The sequence below is a fragment of the Vandammella animalimorsus genome (genome assembly GCF_002285285.1).
GTDB classification, from domain to species: domain Bacteria; phylum Pseudomonadota; class Gammaproteobacteria; order Burkholderiales; family Burkholderiaceae_C; genus Lampropedia; species Lampropedia animalimorsus.
This window is the reverse complement of the sequence record NZ_NSJF01000005.1, coordinates 65139-83884: the sequence shown is the minus strand read 5'-3', so window position 1 is coordinate 83884 and position 18746 is coordinate 65139. Positions and strand designations below refer to the sequence as shown.

The 18746-nt window shown below is 65.3% G+C and carries 18 protein-coding genes; 8 read left to right on the top strand and 10 right to left on the bottom strand.

The features are described from left to right. Window positions 1-41 precede the first annotated feature (41 nt). Window positions 42-2612 carry a sensor domain-containing protein gene (locus tag CK620_RS10055; protein WP_095550186.1) on the top strand — a complete coding sequence of 857 codons (2571 nt, stop codon included), beginning with the start codon at window positions 42-44 and terminating at the stop codon, window positions 2610-2612. 75 nt (window positions 2613-2687) lie between these two features. Beyond that, the gene (locus CK620_RS10050) at window positions 2688-3884 is read left to right on the top strand and encodes an amino acid aminotransferase (RefSeq protein ID WP_095550185.1); all 1197 of its coding nucleotides are present in this window, start codon (window positions 2688-2690) and stop codon (window positions 3882-3884) included. Window positions 3885-4173: 289 nt separating this feature from the next. On the opposite strand, the gene CK620_RS10045 is transcribed toward CK620_RS10050, so the two are convergent. Both CK620_RS10045 and CK620_RS10040 read right to left on the bottom strand, forming a co-directional pair. Then, complete coding sequence (locus CK620_RS10045; RefSeq protein ID WP_095540247.1) at window positions 4174-4371, bottom strand: YgaP family membrane protein; 198 nt, start codon at window positions 4369-4371, stop codon at window positions 4174-4176. A gap of 100 nt (window positions 4372-4471) precedes the next feature. Then, complete coding sequence (locus tag CK620_RS10040) at window positions 4472-4837, bottom strand: carboxymuconolactone decarboxylase family protein (RefSeq protein WP_095542835.1); 366 nt, start codon at window positions 4835-4837, stop codon at window positions 4472-4474. An 87-nt stretch (window positions 4838-4924) separates the two neighbouring features. On the opposite strand from CK620_RS10040, the gene CK620_RS10035 reads away from it, so the two are divergent. Beyond that, window positions 4925-5305 (top strand): ArsR/SmtB family transcription factor, encoded by a 381-nt coding sequence (locus CK620_RS10035; protein ID WP_095550339.1) that lies wholly within the window; start codon window positions 4925-4927, stop codon window positions 5303-5305. 112 nt (window positions 5306-5417) lie between these two features. Here the strand turns inward: CK620_RS10035 and ychF are convergent, their stop codons facing one another. The 3 genes from ychF to CK620_RS10020 form a co-directional block, all read right to left on the bottom strand. Next, complete coding sequence (gene ychF, locus CK620_RS10030; RefSeq protein ID WP_095550184.1) at window positions 5418-6512, bottom strand: redox-regulated ATPase YchF; 1095 nt, start codon at window positions 6510-6512, stop codon at window positions 5418-5420. A 188-nt stretch (window positions 6513-6700) separates the two neighbouring features. After that, complete coding sequence (locus tag CK620_RS10025) at window positions 6701-6931, bottom strand: hypothetical protein (RefSeq protein WP_095550183.1); 231 nt, start codon at window positions 6929-6931, stop codon at window positions 6701-6703. A gap of 188 nt (window positions 6932-7119) precedes the next feature. Then, window positions 7120-7872 carry a DUF4189 domain-containing protein gene (locus CK620_RS10020; protein WP_143326043.1) on the bottom strand — a complete coding sequence of 251 codons (753 nt, stop codon included), beginning with the start codon at window positions 7870-7872 and terminating at the stop codon, window positions 7120-7122. 346 nt (window positions 7873-8218) lie between these two features. Between CK620_RS10020 and CK620_RS10015 the strand changes: the two genes are divergently transcribed. From CK620_RS10015 to CK620_RS10000, 4 genes are all read left to right on the top strand, one after another. Continuing rightward, a complete protein-coding gene (locus CK620_RS10015; RefSeq protein WP_095550337.1) occupies window positions 8219-9499 on the top strand; it encodes an FAD-dependent monooxygenase in 1281 nt (426 codons plus the stop codon). Between the two features lie 182 nt (window positions 9500-9681). Beyond that, window positions 9682-10452 (top strand): DsbC family protein, encoded by a 771-nt coding sequence (locus tag CK620_RS10010; protein WP_095542798.1) that lies wholly within the window; start codon window positions 9682-9684, stop codon window positions 10450-10452. A 94-nt stretch (window positions 10453-10546) separates the two neighbouring features. Further along, a complete protein-coding gene (locus CK620_RS10005) occupies window positions 10547-12475 on the top strand; it encodes a M61 family metallopeptidase (protein WP_095550182.1) in 1929 nt (642 codons plus the stop codon). Between the two features lie 197 nt (window positions 12476-12672). Beyond that, complete coding sequence (locus CK620_RS10000) at window positions 12673-13452, top strand: enoyl-CoA hydratase (protein WP_095540239.1); 780 nt, start codon at window positions 12673-12675, stop codon at window positions 13450-13452. 104 nt (window positions 13453-13556) lie between these two features. Here the strand turns inward: CK620_RS10000 and CK620_RS09995 are convergent, their stop codons facing one another. Next, window positions 13557-14087, bottom strand: coding sequence for a low molecular weight protein-tyrosine-phosphatase (locus tag CK620_RS09995; protein ID WP_478212753.1), 531 nt, complete (start codon window positions 14085-14087; stop codon window positions 13557-13559). A gap of 200 nt (window positions 14088-14287) precedes the next feature. Here CK620_RS09995 and murI point away from each other — a divergent pair, with 200 nt between their 5' ends. Further along, a complete protein-coding gene (murI, locus tag CK620_RS09990; RefSeq protein ID WP_095550181.1) occupies window positions 14288-15118 on the top strand; it encodes a glutamate racemase in 831 nt (276 codons plus the stop codon). Between the two features lie 130 nt (window positions 15119-15248). Here murI and CK620_RS09985 read toward each other — a convergent pair whose 3' ends face one another. From CK620_RS09985 to CK620_RS09970, 4 genes are all read right to left on the bottom strand, one after another. After that, window positions 15249-15890, bottom strand: a complete 642-nt coding sequence (locus CK620_RS09985; RefSeq protein ID WP_095542796.1) for a DUF6806 family protein — start codon at window positions 15888-15890, stop codon at window positions 15249-15251. A 120-nt stretch (window positions 15891-16010) separates the two neighbouring features. Then, the gene (gene aroQ / locus CK620_RS09980) at window positions 16011-16490 is read right to left on the bottom strand and encodes a type II 3-dehydroquinate dehydratase (RefSeq protein ID WP_095542795.1); all 480 of its coding nucleotides are present in this window, start codon (window positions 16488-16490) and stop codon (window positions 16011-16013) included. A 100-nt stretch (window positions 16491-16590) separates the two neighbouring features. After that, window positions 16591-17523: an NAD(P)-dependent oxidoreductase gene (locus tag CK620_RS09975; RefSeq protein ID WP_095542794.1), complete on the bottom strand. Its 933-nt coding sequence runs from the start codon at window positions 17521-17523 to the stop codon at window positions 16591-16593. Window positions 17524-17593: 70 nt separating this feature from the next. Next, the gene (locus CK620_RS09970) at window positions 17594-18730 is read right to left on the bottom strand and encodes a PilT/PilU family type 4a pilus ATPase (protein WP_095550180.1); all 1137 of its coding nucleotides are present in this window, start codon (window positions 18728-18730) and stop codon (window positions 17594-17596) included. Window positions 18731-18746: the final 16 nt, after the last annotated feature.

Sequence of the window (18746 nt, the reverse complement as noted above, 5' to 3'; positions counted from 1 at the left end):
ACTGCCATCAGCTCAGCCCCAGCGCCATTACGATAACGGCCATGGCCACGCCCGCTTCCTCCCATTCTGAACCTGCTGCTGCCCGCGCGGCGGCGGCTGATGCAACGCCCGATGCCGCACCCAATGCTACGCAGTTGCCGGGCTTGCCAGGCAGCGCAGCAGCGCGATCAACGCCGGGCATTCAAAGCGGTGACGTGCTGTATCTGCAGCTGTTCGACAGCTTGCCGCTGCCGGCGTTCATTCTGGCTTCGGATGGCTTTGTGATCGATGTCAACCCAGCTGCGGCCGCGCTGTTTCAGCAAACGCGCCCCCAAGTTCGGGGACAGCCACTGCCGCAATTGCTGCAGGGATTGAGCGCCACTCAGCACGAGGAACTGCTGCAAACGCTGCGGCAAGGGCAGGCCTATTTCATGCAAGCGCCAGGCCAGCGCTCACTGGCTTTGTACGCCATGCCCCTGCCCTACCCCATGGCAATGCTGCAAGCGGCCAGCCATACCCCGCCGCACTGGCTGGTATTGACCCATCGCCTGCACAGCCACAGCAGCGACCACTACGCCGAGCTGTTCGAGGCCATCGATCAAGGCGTAGTCGTCTACGATGCGCAGGGCACCTTGCAGCACATCAACGATGCCGCCATGCGCATCCTCAACCATGCCCCAGGCGACGACAGCTGGCGCGCCACTTTCCACTCCAACAGTTGGACCACAGTGGATGCGCATGGCATGCACCTGCCGCGCGAGCAAACGCCAGCGGCAATTGCTCAACGCAGTGGCAAGCCTGTGCTCAACCGCATCATGGGCCTGTACCAGGTGCATGCGCGGCATTTCCGCTGGCTGCAAGTCAGCGCCATCCCGCGCTTTGCCAGCACGGCCCGGCCTGGTGATGCACCGGTGCAGGTCATTTCACTGATCCGCGACATCACCGAGTCGCGGCGCGATCAGCATCTGTTCACGCGGATGCAAGCCCTGTCCACTGCCGGCGCCTGGGAATGGGAGCGAGGCACGGACCGTTGCTTTCTCACGCAAGGTGCGCTGCGCATTTTGCGGCTGGAGCGGCCACCGGCTTCGCTGGCAGGGCTGCTGGCCTGCTTCATACCGCCCGACAGCCAGCGCCTACAGCAAGCCCTGGAGCAAGCTCTGAGCTCACAAAAAGCCTTCACGCTGGAGCTGCGCCCCCACCCGCAGCCCAACGAGCCCGAGCACTGGGTGCGCATGCAGGGCGAGCCGGACATGCTCGACCCCTTTACCGTGCGCATCAGTGGCACGCTCGAGGACATCAGCCGCAGCAAGCACATGGAGCAAAACCTGCTGCACAAGGCCCGCACCGACCCGCTGACCGGCCTGCTCAACCGCGATGCGCTGTTGGAGGAACTGCACAGGCGCCTGCTGGGCAAATCGCCCCTGCTGGCGCTGCTATATGTCGATCTGAACCGCTTCAAGGTCATCAACGACGCGCTGGGCCACTACATCGGCGACCAATTGCTGCGCGCAGTCGCACAGCGCCTGCGCAGCGCCGCGGGCGAGCAGGCCCTGTGCGCGCGCATGGGCGGCGACGAATTCGTATTTCTTTGCCCAATGATCACCCCAGGCCAGCCCATTGCGCTGGCGCAGCGCATCCTGCAGCAACTCTTGGAGCCATTTCAGATTGAGCACGAGAGCATCCGCATTGGCGCCAGCATTGGCATTGCCATTGCGCCGCGCGATGGCCGCGACAGCGATACCTTGCTGCAAAACGCCGATGCCGCCATGTACGAGAGCAAGCGCCGGGGCCACGGCAGCTGGCAGCTCTATAGCGAGGATCTGGCGCGGCGCCAGCACGACCGGCTGCAAATGGACAACCTGATGCGCAGCGCCATCGACAAGGGAGAGCTGCAATTGCTCTACCAGCCCCAGGTACACCTACAAAGCGGCACGCTGATCGGCGCCGAGGCACTGCTGCGATGGCGCAGCCCACAGTTGGGCGAAGTGCCGCCGGAGACCTTTATCGCCCACGCCGAGCACAACGGTGAAATCATGCGCCTGGGCGCCTGGGCTTTGAACGAAGCCTGCCAACAAGTGCGCCGCTGGCGCAACGCCGGGCTGAACACCGTACCCATTGCCGTCAATGTCTCCTACCGCCAGTTCCTCGCTGGTGATCTGGCGCACATCGTGGTGCAGGCCCTGCAGCAAGCCCACCTGCCCGGCGCTGCGCTGGAGCTGGAGTTCACTGAACGAGTCCTGATCGAGGACGAGCCGCTGACCACACGCACCATCTCGCATTTGCGAACCTTGGGCGTGCGGCTGTCGATCGACGACTTCGGCGAAGGCTACAGCGCCTTGAACTACCTGCGCCGCCTGCCCATCCACGGCCTCAAGCTCTCGCGCCTGTTCCTGCAAGGCGCGCCCTACAACGCCTCGGACACAGCCATTTGCCAGGCCGTGGCAGCCATCGCCCAAGGCCTGGGCCTGGGCCTGGTGGCCGAAGGCGTGGAGCGCATCACACAACGGGACTTCCTGCAAAGCCTGGGCGTGGCCTACGGGCAGGGCTATTTGTTCTCCCCCCCGCTGAGCGCAGAGACTTTCGCCCAATGGCTCAAACAACCACAGTTCAGCAACCACCGACCAGAGCCATAGAGTGCACACCAACAACACCTACAATTGCCGGCTCGCGTTTTTTCCTGTCTTTTTCCTTCGTTTCAAGGACGCTTCATGTCATTGTTTTCCGCCGTCGAGATGGCCCCTCGCGATCCCATTCTGGGCCTGAACGAACAATTTGCCACCGACACCAACCCCAAAAAAGTGAACTTGGGCGTTGGCGTGTACTTTGACGAGAACGGCAAGCTGCCCTTGCTGCAGGCAGTGCAACAGGCCGAGGCCGCCTTGCAAGCTGAGCCCAAGGCGCGCGGCTACCTGCCCATCGACGGCTTGCTGGCCTACGACCAGGCCGTCAAGGAGCTGGTGTTTGGCAAGGATTCGGAGCCCGTGACATCGGGCCGCGTGGCCACCGTGCAGGCCCTGGGCGGCACGGGCGGGCTGAAGGTCGGCGCGGACTTCCTCAAGAAGCTGCTGCCGCAGGCCAAGGTCTTGATCTCCGACCCGAGCTGGGAAAACCACCGCGCCATCTTCCAAAACGCGGGCTTTGAAGTGGGCACCTACCGCTACTACAACGCCGCTCAGCGCGGCATCGATTTCGAGGGCCTGCTGGCCGATTTGCAGGCCGCCGCCGAAGGCACCATCGTGGTGCTGCACGCTTGCTGCCACAACCCCACAGGCTACGACCTCACGCCCGAGCAGTGGGACCGCGTCGTGCAGGCCGTGCAGGCCCGCAAGCTCACGCCCTTTTTGGACATGGCCTACCAGGGCTTCTCGCAAGGCCTGGCCGAGGACGGCGCCGTGGTGGGCAAGTTCGTGCAAAGCGGCCTGACCTTCCTGGTCTCGACCTCTTTCTCCAAGAGCTTCAGCCTGTATGGCGAGCGCGTGGGCGCGCTGTCGGTCGTGGCCGCCAACAAGGATGAAGCCGCGCGCGTGCTCAGCCAGCTCAAGATCGCCATCCGCACCAACTACTCCAACCCGCCCACACACGGCGCCGCCGTCGTGGCCTACGTGCTGGGCAAACCCGAGCTGCGCGCGCTGTGGGAGCAGGAGCTGGCCCAGATGCGCACCCGCATCAAGGCCATGCGCCAGAAACTGGTCGATGGCCTGAAAGCCGCAGGCGTGCAGCAGGACCTGTCCTACATCACCACCCAGGTGGGCATGTTCAGCTACTCGGGCCTGAGCAAGGCACAGATGGAGCGCCTGCGCAATGAGTTCGGCGTTTATGGCGTGGACAGCGGTCGCATCTGCGTAGCCGCGCTGAACGAGAACAACATTGGCCACGTCTGCGAATCCATCGCCAAGGTCATGTGAGAACCTGTTCACGATCTTGCCCACACAGTGGGCAAGATCGTGAGCGGAGCTTTCCATCCTGCCTGGCAAAAGCAAAAGCGCCCGCATTTGCGGGCGCTTTTTTCGCAATGGTCAGCCGCCTGCCTCAGAGCCTGTTCAAAGTCTTGGCGCGAGCGGACAAAAAGTGGTTTGGGATGGGCTGCAAGGCGCAAAACGCAGCCATAGCTGGGGCTATGGCGAGGCTTTGCAATGGCAGCAGACCGCCCAAATCCACTTTCTTGCCAGCCGTGCAGAGACTTTGCACAGGCTCTCAAGAATCCTTGGGCAGCTTGCAGGTGTTCACACCCAGCAGCGGATAGGCCGGGCAGAAACGGAACAACCCGGTGGCCAGAGGCAGCACACCCAGCCAGCCCCACCAACCCACAGTGCCCGTGGCTGCCAAGGCAATCAGCACCAAGCCCACGACGATGCGCGCAATGCGATCAATCCCGCCAACATTGAATTTCATCCGAGAACTCCTTCACGTTCCTTTTTCACATTCCTCTTGCCAGGCCCTGCAACAGCCGGGCCGGCAAAACATCGATCCAATATCCAGTCGGTGGCGCGCATCACTGCGCCGCATCCTGCGCCTTCTCTCCGCCAAACTCCTCGTAAGCGGCCAGCGCATTGGCAGCATACATCAGCGATGGGCCACCGCCCATGTACACGCACATGCCCAGCATCTGCAGCAGCTCAGCGCGCGTGCAGCCCAACTGCACCAGCGCCTTGGCGTGGTAGCCCAGGCAAGGATCGCAACGCGCTGCCACGCCCAGCGCCAGTGCAATCAGCTCCTTAGTTTTCTTGTCCAGCGCGCCATCGGCCAGCGCTGCCTGCGACAAGGCGCCAAAACCTTTCATGGTGTCCGGCATGTCCTTGCGCAGCGGCGCCAGCCATGACGACGTGTGCTCGATAATTTCGCGGTAGCTTTTGCTCATGCTCGACTCCTTGTAGCTTGCCATACAATTAACAGGAATACATTTTATATTTAAAAGAACTGTATGCTGGCCCCCGCCCCCTCCCACATGACTGAAACTGCTGAAACTGCCGTATTGACGCCTGAGCTCATGCGCTCGGGCGCCGGTCAAGCCGTGACCGTACTCAAACTACTGGCCAATGAAGACCGCCTGCTGCTGCTGTGCCATCTGGCACAGGGCGAGAGCTGCGTCAGCGATCTGGCCGCAGCCCTGGGCATTCGCCAGCCCTCGCTGTCGCAGCAACTGGCCATCTTGCGCAGCGAGAATGTGGTCAGCACCCGGCGCGACGGCAAGCGCATCTTCTACAGCATCGCCCAACCCGAAATCCTGCAGCTGCTGCAGCTGCTGCACACGCTGTACTGCCCCAACTTACAGGGCAGCAGCGCCAATGGCGCCACCCCAGTCCAAGGCTGCGCTGCTGCGGCTTGAGGCAATGCCCTCGAGGAGCTTGTTGGCGCTCTGTGCACAGCCAATAAAAAAATACGGCCCTCAGTGGGCCGTGTTTTTTTGAAGGGGTGAAAAGAGATTCTGTACCGTCCTCTCACACGTTGAACAGGAAGTTCATCACATCCCCATCCTGCACCACGTAGTCCTTGCCTTCGGCGCGCATCTTGCCCGCTTCCTTGGCGCCTTGCTCGCCCTTGTATTGAATGAAGTCGTCAAAGCCGATGGTCTGGGCGCGGATGAAGCCACGCTCGAAGTCGCCGTGGATCACGCCAGCGGCCTGCGGCGCGGTAGCGCCTTTCTTGATGGTCCAGGCGCGCACTTCCTTGACGCCAGCGGTGAAGTAGGTCTGCAGGCCCAGCAGTTCATAGGCGGCGCGGATCAGGCGGTTCAGGCCTGGCTCGCTCTGGCCCAGCTCCTGCAGGAACAGTGCGCGATCCTCAGGCTCCATGCCGGCCAGCTCGGATTCGATCTTGGCCGAGATCGCCACCACGGGCGCGCCCTGGCTGGCGGCGTAATCCTGCAGGCGCTGCAGCAGCGGGTTGTTCTCGAAGCCATCCTCGCTGACGTTGCCGACAAACATGGCTGGCTTGGCGGTGATCAGGCTCAGCGGCTTGAGCAGGGCCAGCTCCTCGGCGTCCAGGCCCAGGGTGCGGATGGGGCGGGCCTCGTCCAGCGCGGGCTGGATGCGCTGCAGCAGCGCCAGCATCTTGGCCGCATCCTTGTCGTTGCCGGACTTGGCCAGCTTGGCGTAGCGCTGGATGGATTTTTCCACCGTGCCCAGGTCGGCAAGGCACAGCTCGGTCTGGATGACTTCAATGTCGGCAATGGGATCGACCTTGCCGGCCACGTGCACGACGTTGGGATCCTCAAAGCAGCGCACCACGTTGACGACGGCGTTGGTCTCGCGGATGTGCGCCAGGAACTGGTTGCCCAGACCCTCGCCCTTGCTGGCGCCAGCGACCAGGCCTGCGATGTCCACGAACTCCACCACGGCGGGCACGACGCGCTCGGGCTTGACGATCTCCGACAGTTGCGCCAGGCGCGGATCGGGCACCTCGACCACGCCCTCATTGGGCTCGATGGTGCAAAAGGGGTAGTTCTCGGCGGCGATGCCGGCGTTGGTCAAGGCGTTGAAAAGGGTGGACTTGCCCACGTTGGGCAGGCCCACGATGCCGCATTGCAGACTCATGCTGTGTTGTTCCTGATGGGGTGCACAAAAATGGGCGATTTTATGCGGCCTGCCCCTGCCCGATGGCGTGCCACAGCATGGGCGACCCGACGGCGGCGGCCTCTGCCCCATTCTGCGCCAGCGCCTCACCCCGGCAGCCCTTGCCCAATGGCGCCCGGCCTGTCAAGGCGCTTGGTGGTGCATTGCTTTTATTGGATTTGGACTGGGGTCAGGGGTTGGCATTGGCCGTTGCGGCATTCATAGACGCCGCCAGCGCCCTCCACCACGGAGGGCGATGCCGCCGGGCGCTTTTTGTCCAGAACGACGCGGTTGCCTTGACGGTCAATGAAGCTGCCGCGCTGCTGCTGGTGGGCGGGTGATTGCGATGTGGCGCAGGCGCCCAGCAGCAAGGCGGCGGCCAGAATCAGTGCAGATTTCATGGCGTTGGGTGTTCTCATAGCGGTTCAGAGCCTGTTCAAAGTCTCGGAACGAGCGGGCAAGAAGCGGTTTGGGATGGGCTGCAAGGCGCAAAACGCAGCCATAGCCCGGGCTATGGCGAGGCTTTGCAACGCCGCAGACCGCCCAAATCCGCTTCCTTGACCGCCGTGTAGAGACTTTGAACAGGCTCTCAGAAAGGAGTAATCAGATCCCTGGCGCACAGCACACTGGGGGAGGAGCTACAGCTTTGGCCCTGGCCGCCAGGGTCGTTTTTGCAGGCCGCGATGGCGCTTTTTTCGGCTTCATTACGAAAATCCTGGTGCGCATGACCGCCTTTGTCGAGGTGATCGCCCAGATTGCCCAGAGGCACAGCGGGGCTGACATAGAAGCGCGAGTAGGCCCTGCCGCCGCCGTTGGGCAGATAGCGGCTGGCCTCAACAATGGCAGTGCAGGCGTTGGCCACCCGGGCAATCACACGGCAATCGCTGAAGCGCCTCGAAATGCAGTCCTCCATGGCCTTTTGCTCGGCTTTGTGCGGGTCGTTGGCCGTGGCCATGAACAGCGAGCCCCGGTTGTGTGTGGGGTCGCGGCGCAGTTGGGGGGCGTCAAAGCCGACCACCGCCACACCGAAGCCAAGCTGGTGTCGCCAGGCAGTCGTGTTGTTGAACTGGCAACCGCCAATGTCCCGGCAATATTGCTCAAACGAAGACAGGGGCTGAGCGGGCTGGGCAGGCGAGGGGGCGGTGGCGCAATTGGCCGAGCCACACATGTGCAAGTTGTGCAGGATGGCCGGGGGGATGTAGCCGGGCATGTTGGGGTTGTTTTGGGCACGGGCCGGCAGGGCAGACACGGCAGACAGGGCTGTGCACAGGGCGCCCAGCAGCAGCGGCAGGCGCTGCAGACGGCGGGCGCAAGGCAGGCGAAAAACAGCGGTGGGGCTCATGGTGCAGCCTTTGCTCTGGGATGATGGGCGGCGCAGAAACCGGCAAGAGCCAGACAATGCCACAGGGCGCCATGCACCGCAAGAGCCGGAGAAATCCAGGGCCAAGAGGCCATTGCGGCGCTTGTAGCCGCCATAACCCGCCGGCGCTGCGCCCTCGCCACTGGACTGCACAGTGCGGCATCCATGGCGATGGCGATGGCGATGGCGATGGCGATGGCGATGGCGATGGCGATGGCGATGGCGATGGCGCTTGGCTGCCCTGCCTGCCTTGCGCAATGCGGATGATGAAGCGCAGGGCCAAGACACTGGCCCGGCCCGGCCAGCGAAGCCCCCTACAATCGCCGCCATGTCGAAAAGCGGTTTTGATGTATGCATTCGCGGCGCAGGCATCGTGGGCCAGACATTGGCCCTGCGCCTGGGCCAAGCCAAGCTGCGCGTGGCGCTGGTTGATGGCGCTCCCGCCGATGGGCCAGCGCAGCGCGCGCGCGATGTGCGCGCCTACGCGCTGAACCAGGCCTCGCGCCAGCTGCTGCAGGAGCTGCGCTGCTGGCCCGAGGGCGATGCCGTGACCGCCGTGCGGCACATGCATGTGCGCGGCGATGCCGGCGGCGCCGTGCGCTTTGATGCGCCGCACAGCCGAGCCATCAAACAGCAGCCCGGCCAGACGACCGCGACCGCCGCCGATGCGCTGGCCTGGATCGTGGACGTACCGGCGCTGGAGGACGTGCTGCGCACCGCGCTGCGCTTTCAGCCTGGGGTAGAGCTGGTCAGCGACGCCGTGCCAGCGACGCTGACGGCCATTTGCGAGGGCAAGGCCAGCACTTCGCGCGCCGAGCTGGGCGTGGAGTTCGACCACTTCGATTACCCACAGCATGCCGTGGCCACCCGGCTGCGCAGCAGCCAGCCGCACGGCGGCACGGCGCACCAATGGTTTTGTGGCGAACACATCCTGGCGCTGCTGCCACTGGGCGGCGCGCAGGGCGACGAGTACGCCGTCGTCTGGTCCACCAGCGTGGCGCAGGCCCAGCGCCTGGTGGCGCTGGATGAGGCCACCTTCGTGGCCGAGCTGCACGCCATTGCCACCGGCGCTGCGGCCGCAGGCCCGACGCCCCACGGCCAGGGCCTGCCACCGCACACGCAATTCACACTGAGTGCGCCGCGCGCGCGCTGGCCGCTGCGTCTGGCGCAAGCGCGCCAGTGGGCCGGCCCCATGCCAAGCGCCCCCGACGCCGCCTGGGTGCTGCTGGGCGATGCGGCGCACACCGTGCACCCGCTGGCTGGCTCGGGCCTGAACCTGGGCTTGGGCGATGTGGCCGCGCTGGCCGATGCGCTGCTGCAGCGCCCGGCCTGGCGCAGCGTGGCCGACCAGCGCCTGCTGCGCCAGTACGCGCGCCAGCGCAAGGCTGCGTTGCTGCCCATGGCGACCGCTACCGACGGGCTGCAATGGTTGTTCTGGCAACAGCAGCCCTGGCTGCAGGGCCTGCGCAACTGGGGCATGCGCGGCTTTTCGGCCAGCGGGCCGCTCAAGCACTGGGTTATGCAGCAAGCCATGGGCGGCACAGCCGCACTGCCCATGCCGCCCGGCCTGGGCACAGCCCACACACCACTGCAGCCGCCACGCCCGTGATGCGCGGCCTGCGTGCAGCGCCGCATTGCATTGCGGTCGCGTTGCGTAAAAACCTCCCCAAGACCATGCCCGCGCCCCAGTGCAGGCGATCCTGCTATGCTGCGCGCGCTGTGCTGATGCCTTCTTTCGACACCTTCTTTCCAACCCGTTTCCCAACCATGCACACTGCTTTGACTCCCCCCATGGCCGCTTCTACCTCGACCCGCGCCCGCGCTGCGCTCTGGAAACCGCTGGCGGCCAGCGCGCTGCTGGCACTGGGCAGCCTCAGCGGCACAGCCCACGCCGATGCCGACGCCATCCGCAAGGCGCTCAGCGAGCGCATCACCCAGCTCAAGGACATCGACGAGGTGCGCGCCACACCCATGCAAGGGCTGTTCGAAGTGCGCAAGGGCACGGACTTGTTCTACACCAATGCCTCGGGCGATTTCCTGATCCAGGGCGAGCTCTACGACACCAAGGCCATGCGCAACCTGACCGAGGACCGCATCAATGCGCTGACGGCGGTGGAGTTCAGCAAGCTGCCCTTCGATGACGCCTTCACCATCGTGCGCGGCGACGGCAGCCGCAAGATCGCCGTCTTTGCCGACCCGAACTGCGGCTACTGCAAGCGTTTCGAGCGCGATCTGCGCAACGTCGACAACATCACCGTGCACGTGTTCCTCTACCCCATCCTCAGCCCGGACTCGTTTGAGAAATCGCGCGATGTCTGGTGCGCCGAGGACAAGGCCACCGCCTGGAACAGCTGGATGATCCACAACAAGACCCCGGCCTCGCAGGCCTCCTGCGACAAGCACGAGGCGCTGCAGCGCAACCTGGCCTTCGGCCGCCAGTACAAGATCACCGGCACGCCCACGATCTTCTTCGAGGACAATGCCCGCGTGCCCGGCGCCGTGCCCGCCGAGCGCATCGAGCAAAGGCTCAAGGAAATTGCCGAGAGCAAGAAAAAATCCTGACCGCACTCCCTGCCCTGCAAGCCAGTCCCGGACTGGCTTTTTCTTTTCCGCCCGCGCCGCGACATGCCTGCGCGGCGCGCGCCCTTCATACGCCATGCCCAGCCAGCCCAAGCCCCCTGCCCCGCCCGCATTGCCCGTTCAATACATCGTCGAGCCCAGCGACCCGCACGGCCACCAGTTCCACGTCACGCTGCACATTGCCGCGCCTGCGGCAGAGCAAATCGTCTCGCTGCCGGTGTGGATCCCCGGCAGCTATCTGGTGCGGGAGTTTGCCCGCCACCTGCACGGCCTGCAGGCCAGCCAGAGCGGCGCGCCCGTGGCCGTGCGCGCGCTGAGCAAGAACCGCTGGCACATCGCCGCTCAGCCTGGCAGCGCGCTGACGCTGCGCTACCGCGTCTACGCCTTCGACCACTCGGTGCGCGCTGCCTGGCTCGATGGCGAGCGCGCTTTTTTCAATCCCACCAGCCTGTGCCTGCGCGTGCACGGCCAGGAAGCACAGCCCCACGGCCTGCAGCTGCCGCGCCCCGATCACGCGCCCGACTGGCGCGTAGCCACGGCGCTGCCGGCTGCCGAGGTGGACGAGGCCGGCTTTGGCCTGTACTGCGCCGCCGATTACGACGAGCTGGCCGATTCGCCTGTGGAGCTGGGCGCGTTCTGGCAGGGCCAGTTCAGCGCGCGCGGCATCGTGCACCGCTTCGTCGTCGCCGGCGCCACGCCGGCCTTTGACGGGCAACGCCTGCTGCAGGACGCACAGCGCATCTGCGAAGCCGCCATCGACTTCTGGCACCCACCGGGTGCAGGGCATTCGGGCAGCGTCGAACATCCACCGCACGGGCACTACCTGTTCCTGCTCAACGCCGTAGGCAGTGGCTATGGCGGACTGGAGCATCGCCACAGCACGGCCCTGATCTGCCAGCGCAGCGACCTGCCGCGCCAGGGCGCGGCCGAGCAGCCCGAGGGCTACACCACGCTGCTGGGCCTGATCAGCCACGAATACTTCCACACCTGGAACGTCAAGCGCCTGCGCCCGGCCGAGTTCGCGCGCTACGACTACGACCAAGAAAACTACACCGAGCTGCTCTGGTTCTTCGAAGGCTTTACCAGCTACTACGACGACCTGCTGCTGCGCCGCGCCGGCCTGCTGGACGACGCCCACTACCTCAAGCTGCTGGGCAAGACCATCCAACAGGTCGAGCAAACCCCGGGCCGCCATGTGCAAAGCGTGGCCCAGGCCAGCTTTGACGCCTGGATCAAGTACTACCGACAGGACGAAAACACCGCCAACGCCACCGTCAGCTACTACACCAAAGGCGCGCTGGTGGCCCTGTGCCTGGATCTGCAACTGCGCCAGCATGGCCGCTGCAGCCTTGACGATGTGATGCGCGCACTGTGGCAACGCTCCAATGGCGGCCCCATCGACGAGGCCGCCGTGCTGGACGTGCTGGCCCAGCTCAGTGGCCGCGACTGGCAAGCCGAGCTGCAGCAGTGGGTGCACAGTACGGCCGCCTTGCCGCTGGCCCAAACCCTGGCCAGCGCCGGCCTGGCGCTGGAGCACAAGCCCGCCAGCTGGGCGCAGCGCCTGGGCTTGCAGCTGCGCGAAGGCCAAGGCAGTGCGCTGACCATCGCCCGCATCCACAGCGGCAGCGCTGCCGAACGCGCCGGCATGGCCGTGGGCGACGAATGGCTGGGGCTGGCACACAGTCATTCAGGTGGTGCAAGCGCTGGCGGCGCAGCGGCCCAACCGAGCGATGCGGCAGGCTGGCGTCTGAAAAAACTCGACGAGCTCGACGGCCTGCTGCCCGATGCCAGCGCCGCCCAAGGGCCGCTGCGCGTGCTGCTGGCGCGCGATGGCCGCCTGCTCTGGCGCACACTGCAGCTGCCCGCCACGCAAGAGGTCGCTGGCGACGTGCGGCTGCAGCCGCTGCCTGAGCCCACCGCCCAGCAGGCCCAGACGCTGCGCAGCTGGCTTGGCCCAGCCACGCCCCCGACCGCACACCCATCCCCGCAGACCCGCGCCGGATGAGCCCGCTGCCAATCAAACCGCAGATCACCCACCCGCAAGGGCGCGCAGCGCCGCGATTCGTGCAGCGCTTGCCTCTGAGCCGCCTGCGATCGGACTTATAGTGATGCGGTTTTGCATGCGCCTACCCCAAGCGCCCCGCCGGCAGCGCAGCGAAAACCCCATTCTTTTTTCACTTTTTCAACAAGGAGACCCAACCCATGGCCTACGAAACCATTGAAGTGCGCACCGAAGCGGAAAAAGTCGGCATCATCACCCTCAACCGCCCAAAGGCCCTCAACGCCTTGAACGACCAGCTCATGACCGAGCTGGGCCAAGCGCTCAAGGCCTTTGACGCCGACGACAGCATTGGCTGCATCATCGTCACCGGCAGCGAAAAAGCCTTTGCCGCCGGCGCCGACATCACGGCCATGGCCAAGTACAACTTCATCGACGCCTACAAGGGCGACTTCATCACCCGCAACTGGGAAACCATCCGCAGCGTGCGCAAGCCCGTCATCGCCGCCGTCAGCGGCTACGCCCTGGGCGGCGGCTGTGAGCTGGCCATGATGTGCGACTTCATCATCGCCGCCGAAAACGCCAAGTTCGGCCAGCCCGAAATCAAGCTGGGCGTGATCGCCGGCGCAGGCGGCACGCAGCGCCTGCCGCGCGCCGTGGGTAAGGCCAAGGCCATGGACATGAACCTCACCGGTCGCATGATGGACGCGCAGGAAGCCGAGCGCTCCGGCCTGGTCAGCCGCGTGGTGCCCACCGACAAGCTGATGGAAGAAGCCCTGGGCGCGGCGCTGACGATCTGCAGCTACTCGCTCATTGCCGCCATCGCCGCCAAGGAAGCCGTCAACCGCGCCTTTGAAAGCGGTCTGTCCGACGGCGTGATGTTCGAGCGCCGCCTGTTCCACGCGCTGTTTGCCACGCAAGACCAGAAGGAAGGCATGGACGCCTTCGTCAACAAGCGCCCAGCGCAGTTCAAGAACCAATAAAAACCGCCACAGGCATCGCCTGCGATGCCTGTATTCCAAGCGCCCTCACCGGGCGCTTTTTCATGTGCTGCGCCGGGGGCAGCAAAGGCGCATCTTGCCAGCGCTCACCAACGCCCGCTGGCCTGCAGTTGCGTCAGCAGGCCATCGCAAGCGTCCTCCACCAAATCCAGCACCTGCTCGAAACCCTCAGCCCCGCCATAGTAGGGATCCGGCACCTGCGTGACCGTATGCCTGCTGGCAAAAGCCGCCAGCCGCTGCAGCTTGTGGCGCTGCGCAGGCGGGCACAGCGCCTGGGCCAGGCGCTCATTGGCTGCATCCATCACCAGCACCAGATCAAACGCTGAAAAATCCCGCGCCTGCAGCTGCCGCGCACGCTGGCCGCTGAGGTCATAGCCACGCCGCAGCGCATGCTGCTGGGCGCGCGCATCGGGCGGCTCGCCCACGTGGTAATCGTGCGTGCCGGCCGAATCCACCTCGACCGCCTGCTGCAAACCAGCCGCGGCCACCTTGGCCTGCAACACGCCGTGGGCCGTTGGGCTGCGGCAAATATTGCCCATGCACACCATCAACACCCGCACAGCCTGCCCAGGCGGCAAATGCTGCAGGTGCTCCAGCACAGGGGGGCGAAGGGTCATGGCCATCTCCTCAAAAAACCGATTCCAACAATCCAGAAAATCTCTACCAAGGCCCGGCAGCGCAAAAATGTCGCGCGCACAGCAGCAGCCCTGTCGTGCACGCCATGCTATCGGATGAGCAGGCCATGGTGCGGCGCATACAATCGCGCACTTTGCCGCCCCTTGTGCGCCGCAGGCGCTTTGTCTTTAGCCCCTTTCACATGCCCCAGTCCGCCACATCCCCCATTGGTGTTTTCGACAGCGGCATTGGCGGCCTGAGTATTCTGCGGGCGCTGCGCCAAGCGCTGCCGCATGAGCGCTTTGTGTATTTCTCCGACGCCAGGCATGCGCCTTATGGCGAGCGCGACGATGCCTTCATCACGCAGCGCTGCATGCAGATCACGCAGCAATTGCTGGAGCAGGCGCGCATCAAGCTGCTGGTGGTGGCATGCAACACCGCCACGACCGTGGCCATCGGCCAGTTGCGCGAGCACTTTGCCGATTTGCCCATCATCGGCGTTGAGCCGGCCATCAAACCGGCCGTGCAGGCCAGCCGCAGCGGCCAGGTGGCGGTGCTGGCCACCGAGCGCACGCTGCGCAGCCGCAAGTACCAGGCGCTGCGGCAGCAGTGGGCCACGCAAGCGACTGTGCACGATGTACCCTGCCCAGGCTTGGCCGCAGCGATTGAGCAGGACGATACGGCACTGATCGACGCACTGTGCGCCCGCTACATGGCGCAGGCGTTGCGCCCTGCGACTGAAGATGCGACGGAGACGGCAGTGGATTGCATCGTGCTGGGCTGCACCCACTACCCACTGGCGGCCGCGGCACTGCTGCGCCATGCGCCTGCAGGCGTAAGCCTGATCGACAGCGCGGCAGCTGTGGCCCAGCAAACGCAGCGCCGCCTGGAGCAGGCGCAGCTGCTGGCCAGCGCCGCCGCCCCCTGCCCTGCCTCGCCAGGCGAGCCTGCAACGGCCTGGCTGGAGCTGCGCAGCAACGGCGATTGGCAGTTCCTGCAGTGCCAGGCGGCACGGCATTTGCCGCCGCATTGAACGAGCGCTGTCCGGCCACAGCCGCGGCCATGACCATGCAACCATGACCATGTAAAAAAGCACAGCCCGCATTTGGCGGGCTGTGCAAATACCGGGCGTTTGCGCAAAAGCTCAGGGGCTGCTCTTGATCTCAATGCAGGTGGCGCGGGCGGCGTCCGCCGCCGTGGCCACCACCTGGGCCTGAGCCGCCGCGCGGCGGGCGGCCCAACTCCAGCGAGCTGACCAGCGCATCGAAGCGCCCGGTAAACAGGCGGTCGATTTCCTGCACGACGCCGGTGAGCTCGCTGGCCTCGAAGTGCCGTTCCATCAGCGCCACCACATCCTGCACCAGCAGGTCGCGCTGGATTTGCATGATGGCCGAGGGCGTGGGACCGACAAACAGCAGGAAGAAGTCATCGCGCGCTTCATCTTCGTGGGCGGGGCCGTCTTCCTCATCGGCCTCGTCGAACGCGCGGTCGTAGAAGGTCACTTCGATCACGCAACCGCGGTCGGCCAGGTCGTTGAGGTTCATGCAAACCTCGTCGATGACTTGGCGAAAGTCCTCGTCTCCACGCACCGTCCAGCACATCTGCAGCGCGTGCTCGCGGGCGATGAATTCAATGCCCGGCTCTTCTTCGTAGTAGCCCACGGCCGCAGCCGCCAGCGAACGCGCGCCGGCATAGCGCCACATGGGCTTGAGGGCCTCCTCGATGGCGGCAAAGCCCACATCGGGGCGCACGAAGACTTGTCCATGCACGTGGATTTCAAATGGGTAGTCGTTATCGTTGGTCATAGCAGGCCTTCGGTTCAAGTGCGCGGCAGCAGGCCCAGGCCCGCTGCGCCGCAGGGCTGACACTATAACGCGCTGGGCAAGGCCGCGATGCAGGGCGGGCCGTTTCGGCGCCGACTGGGCTTACTGCGGCGGCTGGCCCCACTGCGCGATCGCGTCGATGGCCAGGCCGTAGCCGGCCACGCCCAGGCCGCACATCACGGCCTTGGCCGCGCTGGCGATGTAGGAGTGATGGCGAAAGGGCTCGCGCGCGTGAACATTGCTGATGTGCAGCTCGATCAGCGGTACGCCAGTGCCCTTGATGGCGTCGTGCAGCGCGATGCTGGTGTGGGTGTAAGCGCCGGCGTTGAGCACCACGCCAGCCAGCATCCCTTGCTGATGCAAGCGTCCTGCTTCGTGGATCCAGTCGATCAGCGCGCCTTCGTGGTTGCTCTGGTGACAGCGCGCCTGCAAGCCATGCTGCGCGGCGCGCTGCTGGCACAGCGCCTCCACATCGGCCAGCGTCTGCTGACCATAGACCTGGGGCTCGCGCGTGCCCAGCAGGTTCAGGTTCGGACCGTTGAGGACGAAGACGATGCGGCGGGCTGCGGTGGTGTCGGTCATGGCGGACAAACGCTCAGGAGTTCAGGTCAAGGCTTGTTGGGGATGGAAGTGGGGCCGGGGCAGCGAACGCCCTGCCAACCGGCAGGCTTTGAACAGGTTCTTAGAACCGGCGCAATCGGGCGATCAGGCTGGAAGTGTCCCAGCGCCCGCCGCCCAGGGCCTGCACGTCGGAATAGAACTGGTCCACCAGCGCCGTCACCGGAAGGTGGGCGCCATTGCGGCGGCCTTCGGCCAGCACCAGCCCCAGGTCCTTGCGCATCCAGTCCACGGCAAAGCCGAAGTCGAACTGGCCCTGGGCCATGGTCACGGCGCGGTTTTCCATCTGCCAGCTTTGCGCTGCGCCCTTGCTGATGACGTCGATGACCTTGGGAATGTCCAGCCCGGCCTGCTGGCCAAAGGCCACGGCTTCGGCCAGGCCCTGCACCAGGCCGGCAATGGCGATCTGGTTGACCATCTTGGTCAGCTGCCCGGCGCCAGCCGGGCCCATGAGCGTGAAGGCGCGCGAAAACGCCGCCGCTACGGGTGCGACGGCATCGAAGACAGCCTGCTGGCCACCGCACATGACGGTGAGCTGGCCATTTTGCGCCCCGGCCTGGCCGCCGGAGACAGGCGCATCAAGAAAGTGCAGCCCGCGCTGCTGCGCCAGCTGCGCCAGCTCGCGTGCCACATCGGCCGAGGCCGTGGTGTGGTCCACATAGATCGCGCCAGCGGCCATGCCTTCGAAGGCGCCGTCGGGGCCGCTGGTGACGGCGCGCAGGTCGTCGTCGTTGCCCACGCAGCCCAGCACGATGTCGGCGCCCTGCGCCGCCTCGGCTGGTGTGGGCGCGTGGCGCAGCGGCTGCGCCAGGCCCAGGGCAGAGAACTCCTGCAGCCATTGCTCGGCCTTGCTGGCCGTGCGGTTGTAAACCGTCACCGCATGGCCGGCTGCAGCCAGGTGTCCGGCCATGGGGTAGCCCATGACGCCCAGGCCAATGAAGGCCAGGCGCTTGGGCGGGACGGGGTCATAGGTTCTGGGGCGGATCGATGCGCTCATTGCGGGAGTCCATCTTGCAGGTCAAAGAAAAAAGGCCGCAGCGTGCGGCCATGGTGGCGTGCATGGGCGATCACACCACGGAGAGGTGTTCGGTGCCAGCGGCCAAGTCCTTGGTGCGCGCGCGCGTGCTGTGCAGCTTGATCTGCAGGCGCAGATCATTGAGCGAGTCGGCATTGCGCAGCGCATCTTCGTAGCTGATGACGTTGGCCTCGAACAGGTCGAACAGCGCCTGGTCGAAGGTCTGCATGCCCTGGTTGCGGCTGAGCTTCATGGCCTCCTTGATCTCAGCCACCTCGCCCTTGAAGATCAAATCGGCCACGCGCGGGGTGTTGAGCAGCACCTCGATCGCGGCGATGCGCCCCTTGCCGTCCTGGCGCGGGATCAGACGCTGCGACATGATGGCGCGCAGGTTCAGCGACACGTCCATCAGCAGCTGGGCGCGGCGCTCCTCAGGGAAGAAGTTGATGATGCGGTCCATGGCCTGGTTGGAGCTGTTGGCGTGCAGCGTGGCCAGGCACAGGTGGCCGGTTTCGGCAAAGGCGATGGCGTGCTCCATGGTCTCGCGGTCGCGGATCTCGCCCATGAGGATCACGTCCGGCGCCTGGCGCAGCGAGTTCTTCAGCGCCACCTCCCAGTTGTCGGTGTCCAGGCCGATCTCGCGCTGGGTGATGACGCAGTTCTTGTGCGCATGCACGAATTCCACCGGATCCTCGATGGTGACGATGTGACCGTAGGAATGCTCGTTGCGCCAATCCACCATGGCCGCCAGCGAGGTGGACTTGCCCGAGCCGGTGGCGCCCACCAAAATGCACAGGCCGCGCTTGCTCATGGCCACGTCCTTGAGGACCTGCGGCAGGCCCAGGCCATCGATGGTGGGCACATTCAGCGGGATGACGCGCAGCACCAAGCCCACGTGACCTTGCTGCACGAAGGCGTTGACGCGAAAACGCCCCACGCCCGCGGGCGAGATGGCGAAATTGGCCTCCTTGGTGCGCTCGAACTCGGCGGCCTGCTTGTCGCTCATGATGGAGCGCGCCAGCGCCAGCGTGTGCGCCGGCGTCAGCGGCTGCGGCGAGACCTTGGAGACCTTGCCGTCGACCTTGATGGCCGGCGGGAAGTCGGCGGTGATGAACAAATCGCTGCCATTGCGGCTGACCATCAGCCGCAGCAGGTCGTTGATGAATTTACTGGCCTGATCGCGTTCCATTGTCTTCTCCCTTGAT

What these genes read in the sequence shown, in the direction of transcription:
- CK620_RS10055 (WP_095550186.1), top strand. Translation starts at nt 42, where the DNA reads ATGGCCACGCCCGCTTCCTCCCATTCTGAACCTGCTGCTGCCCGCGCG.
- CK620_RS09970 (WP_095550180.1), bottom strand. Translation starts at nt 18,730, where the DNA reads ATGGAACGCGATCAGGCCAGTAAATTCATCAACGACCTGCTGCGGCTG.
- CK620_RS10010 (WP_095542798.1), top strand. Translation starts at nt 9,682, where the DNA reads ATGGCCGCTTCTACCTCGACCCGCGCCCGCGCTGCGCTCTGGAAACCG.
- CK620_RS09985 (WP_095542796.1), bottom strand. Translation starts at nt 15,890, where the DNA reads ATGACCAACGATAACGACTACCCATTTGAAATCCACGTGCATGGACAA.
- murI (WP_095550181.1), top strand. Translation starts at nt 14,288, where the DNA reads ATGCCCCAGTCCGCCACATCCCCCATTGGTGTTTTCGACAGCGGCATT.
- aroQ (WP_095542795.1), bottom strand. Translation starts at nt 16,490, where the DNA reads ATGACCGACACCACCGCAGCCCGCCGCATCGTCTTCGTCCTCAACGGT.
- CK620_RS10040 (WP_095542835.1), bottom strand. Translation starts at nt 4,837, where the DNA reads ATGAGCAAAAGCTACCGCGAAATTATCGAGCACACGTCGTCATGGCTG.
- CK620_RS10020 (WP_143326043.1), bottom strand. Translation starts at nt 7,872, where the DNA reads ATGAGCCCCACCGCTGTTTTTCGCCTGCCTTGCGCCCGCCGTCTGCAG.
- CK620_RS10045 (WP_095540247.1), bottom strand. Translation starts at nt 4,371, where the DNA reads ATGAAATTCAATGTTGGCGGGATTGATCGCATTGCGCGCATCGTCGTG.
- CK620_RS09995 (WP_478212753.1), bottom strand. Translation starts at nt 14,087, where the DNA reads ATGACCCTTCGCCCCCCTGTGCTGGAGCACCTGCAGCATTTGCCGCCT.
- CK620_RS10000 (WP_095540239.1), top strand. Translation starts at nt 12,673, where the DNA reads ATGGCCTACGAAACCATTGAAGTGCGCACCGAAGCGGAAAAAGTCGGC.
- CK620_RS10035 (WP_095550339.1), top strand. Translation starts at nt 4,925, where the DNA reads ATGACTGAAACTGCTGAAACTGCCGTATTGACGCCTGAGCTCATGCGC.
- CK620_RS10050 (WP_095550185.1), top strand. Translation starts at nt 2,688, where the DNA reads ATGTCATTGTTTTCCGCCGTCGAGATGGCCCCTCGCGATCCCATTCTG.
- CK620_RS09975 (WP_095542794.1), bottom strand. Translation starts at nt 17,523, where the DNA reads ATGAGCGCATCGATCCGCCCCAGAACCTATGACCCCGTCCCGCCCAAG.
- ychF (WP_095550184.1), bottom strand. Translation starts at nt 6,512, where the DNA reads ATGAGTCTGCAATGCGGCATCGTGGGCCTGCCCAACGTGGGCAAGTCC.
- CK620_RS10015 (WP_095550337.1), top strand. Translation starts at nt 8,219, where the DNA reads ATGTCGAAAAGCGGTTTTGATGTATGCATTCGCGGCGCAGGCATCGTG.
- CK620_RS10005 (WP_095550182.1), top strand. Translation starts at nt 10,547, where the DNA reads ATGCCCAGCCAGCCCAAGCCCCCTGCCCCGCCCGCATTGCCCGTTCAA.
- CK620_RS10025 (WP_095550183.1), bottom strand. Translation starts at nt 6,931, where the DNA reads ATGAAATCTGCACTGATTCTGGCCGCCGCCTTGCTGCTGGGCGCCTGC.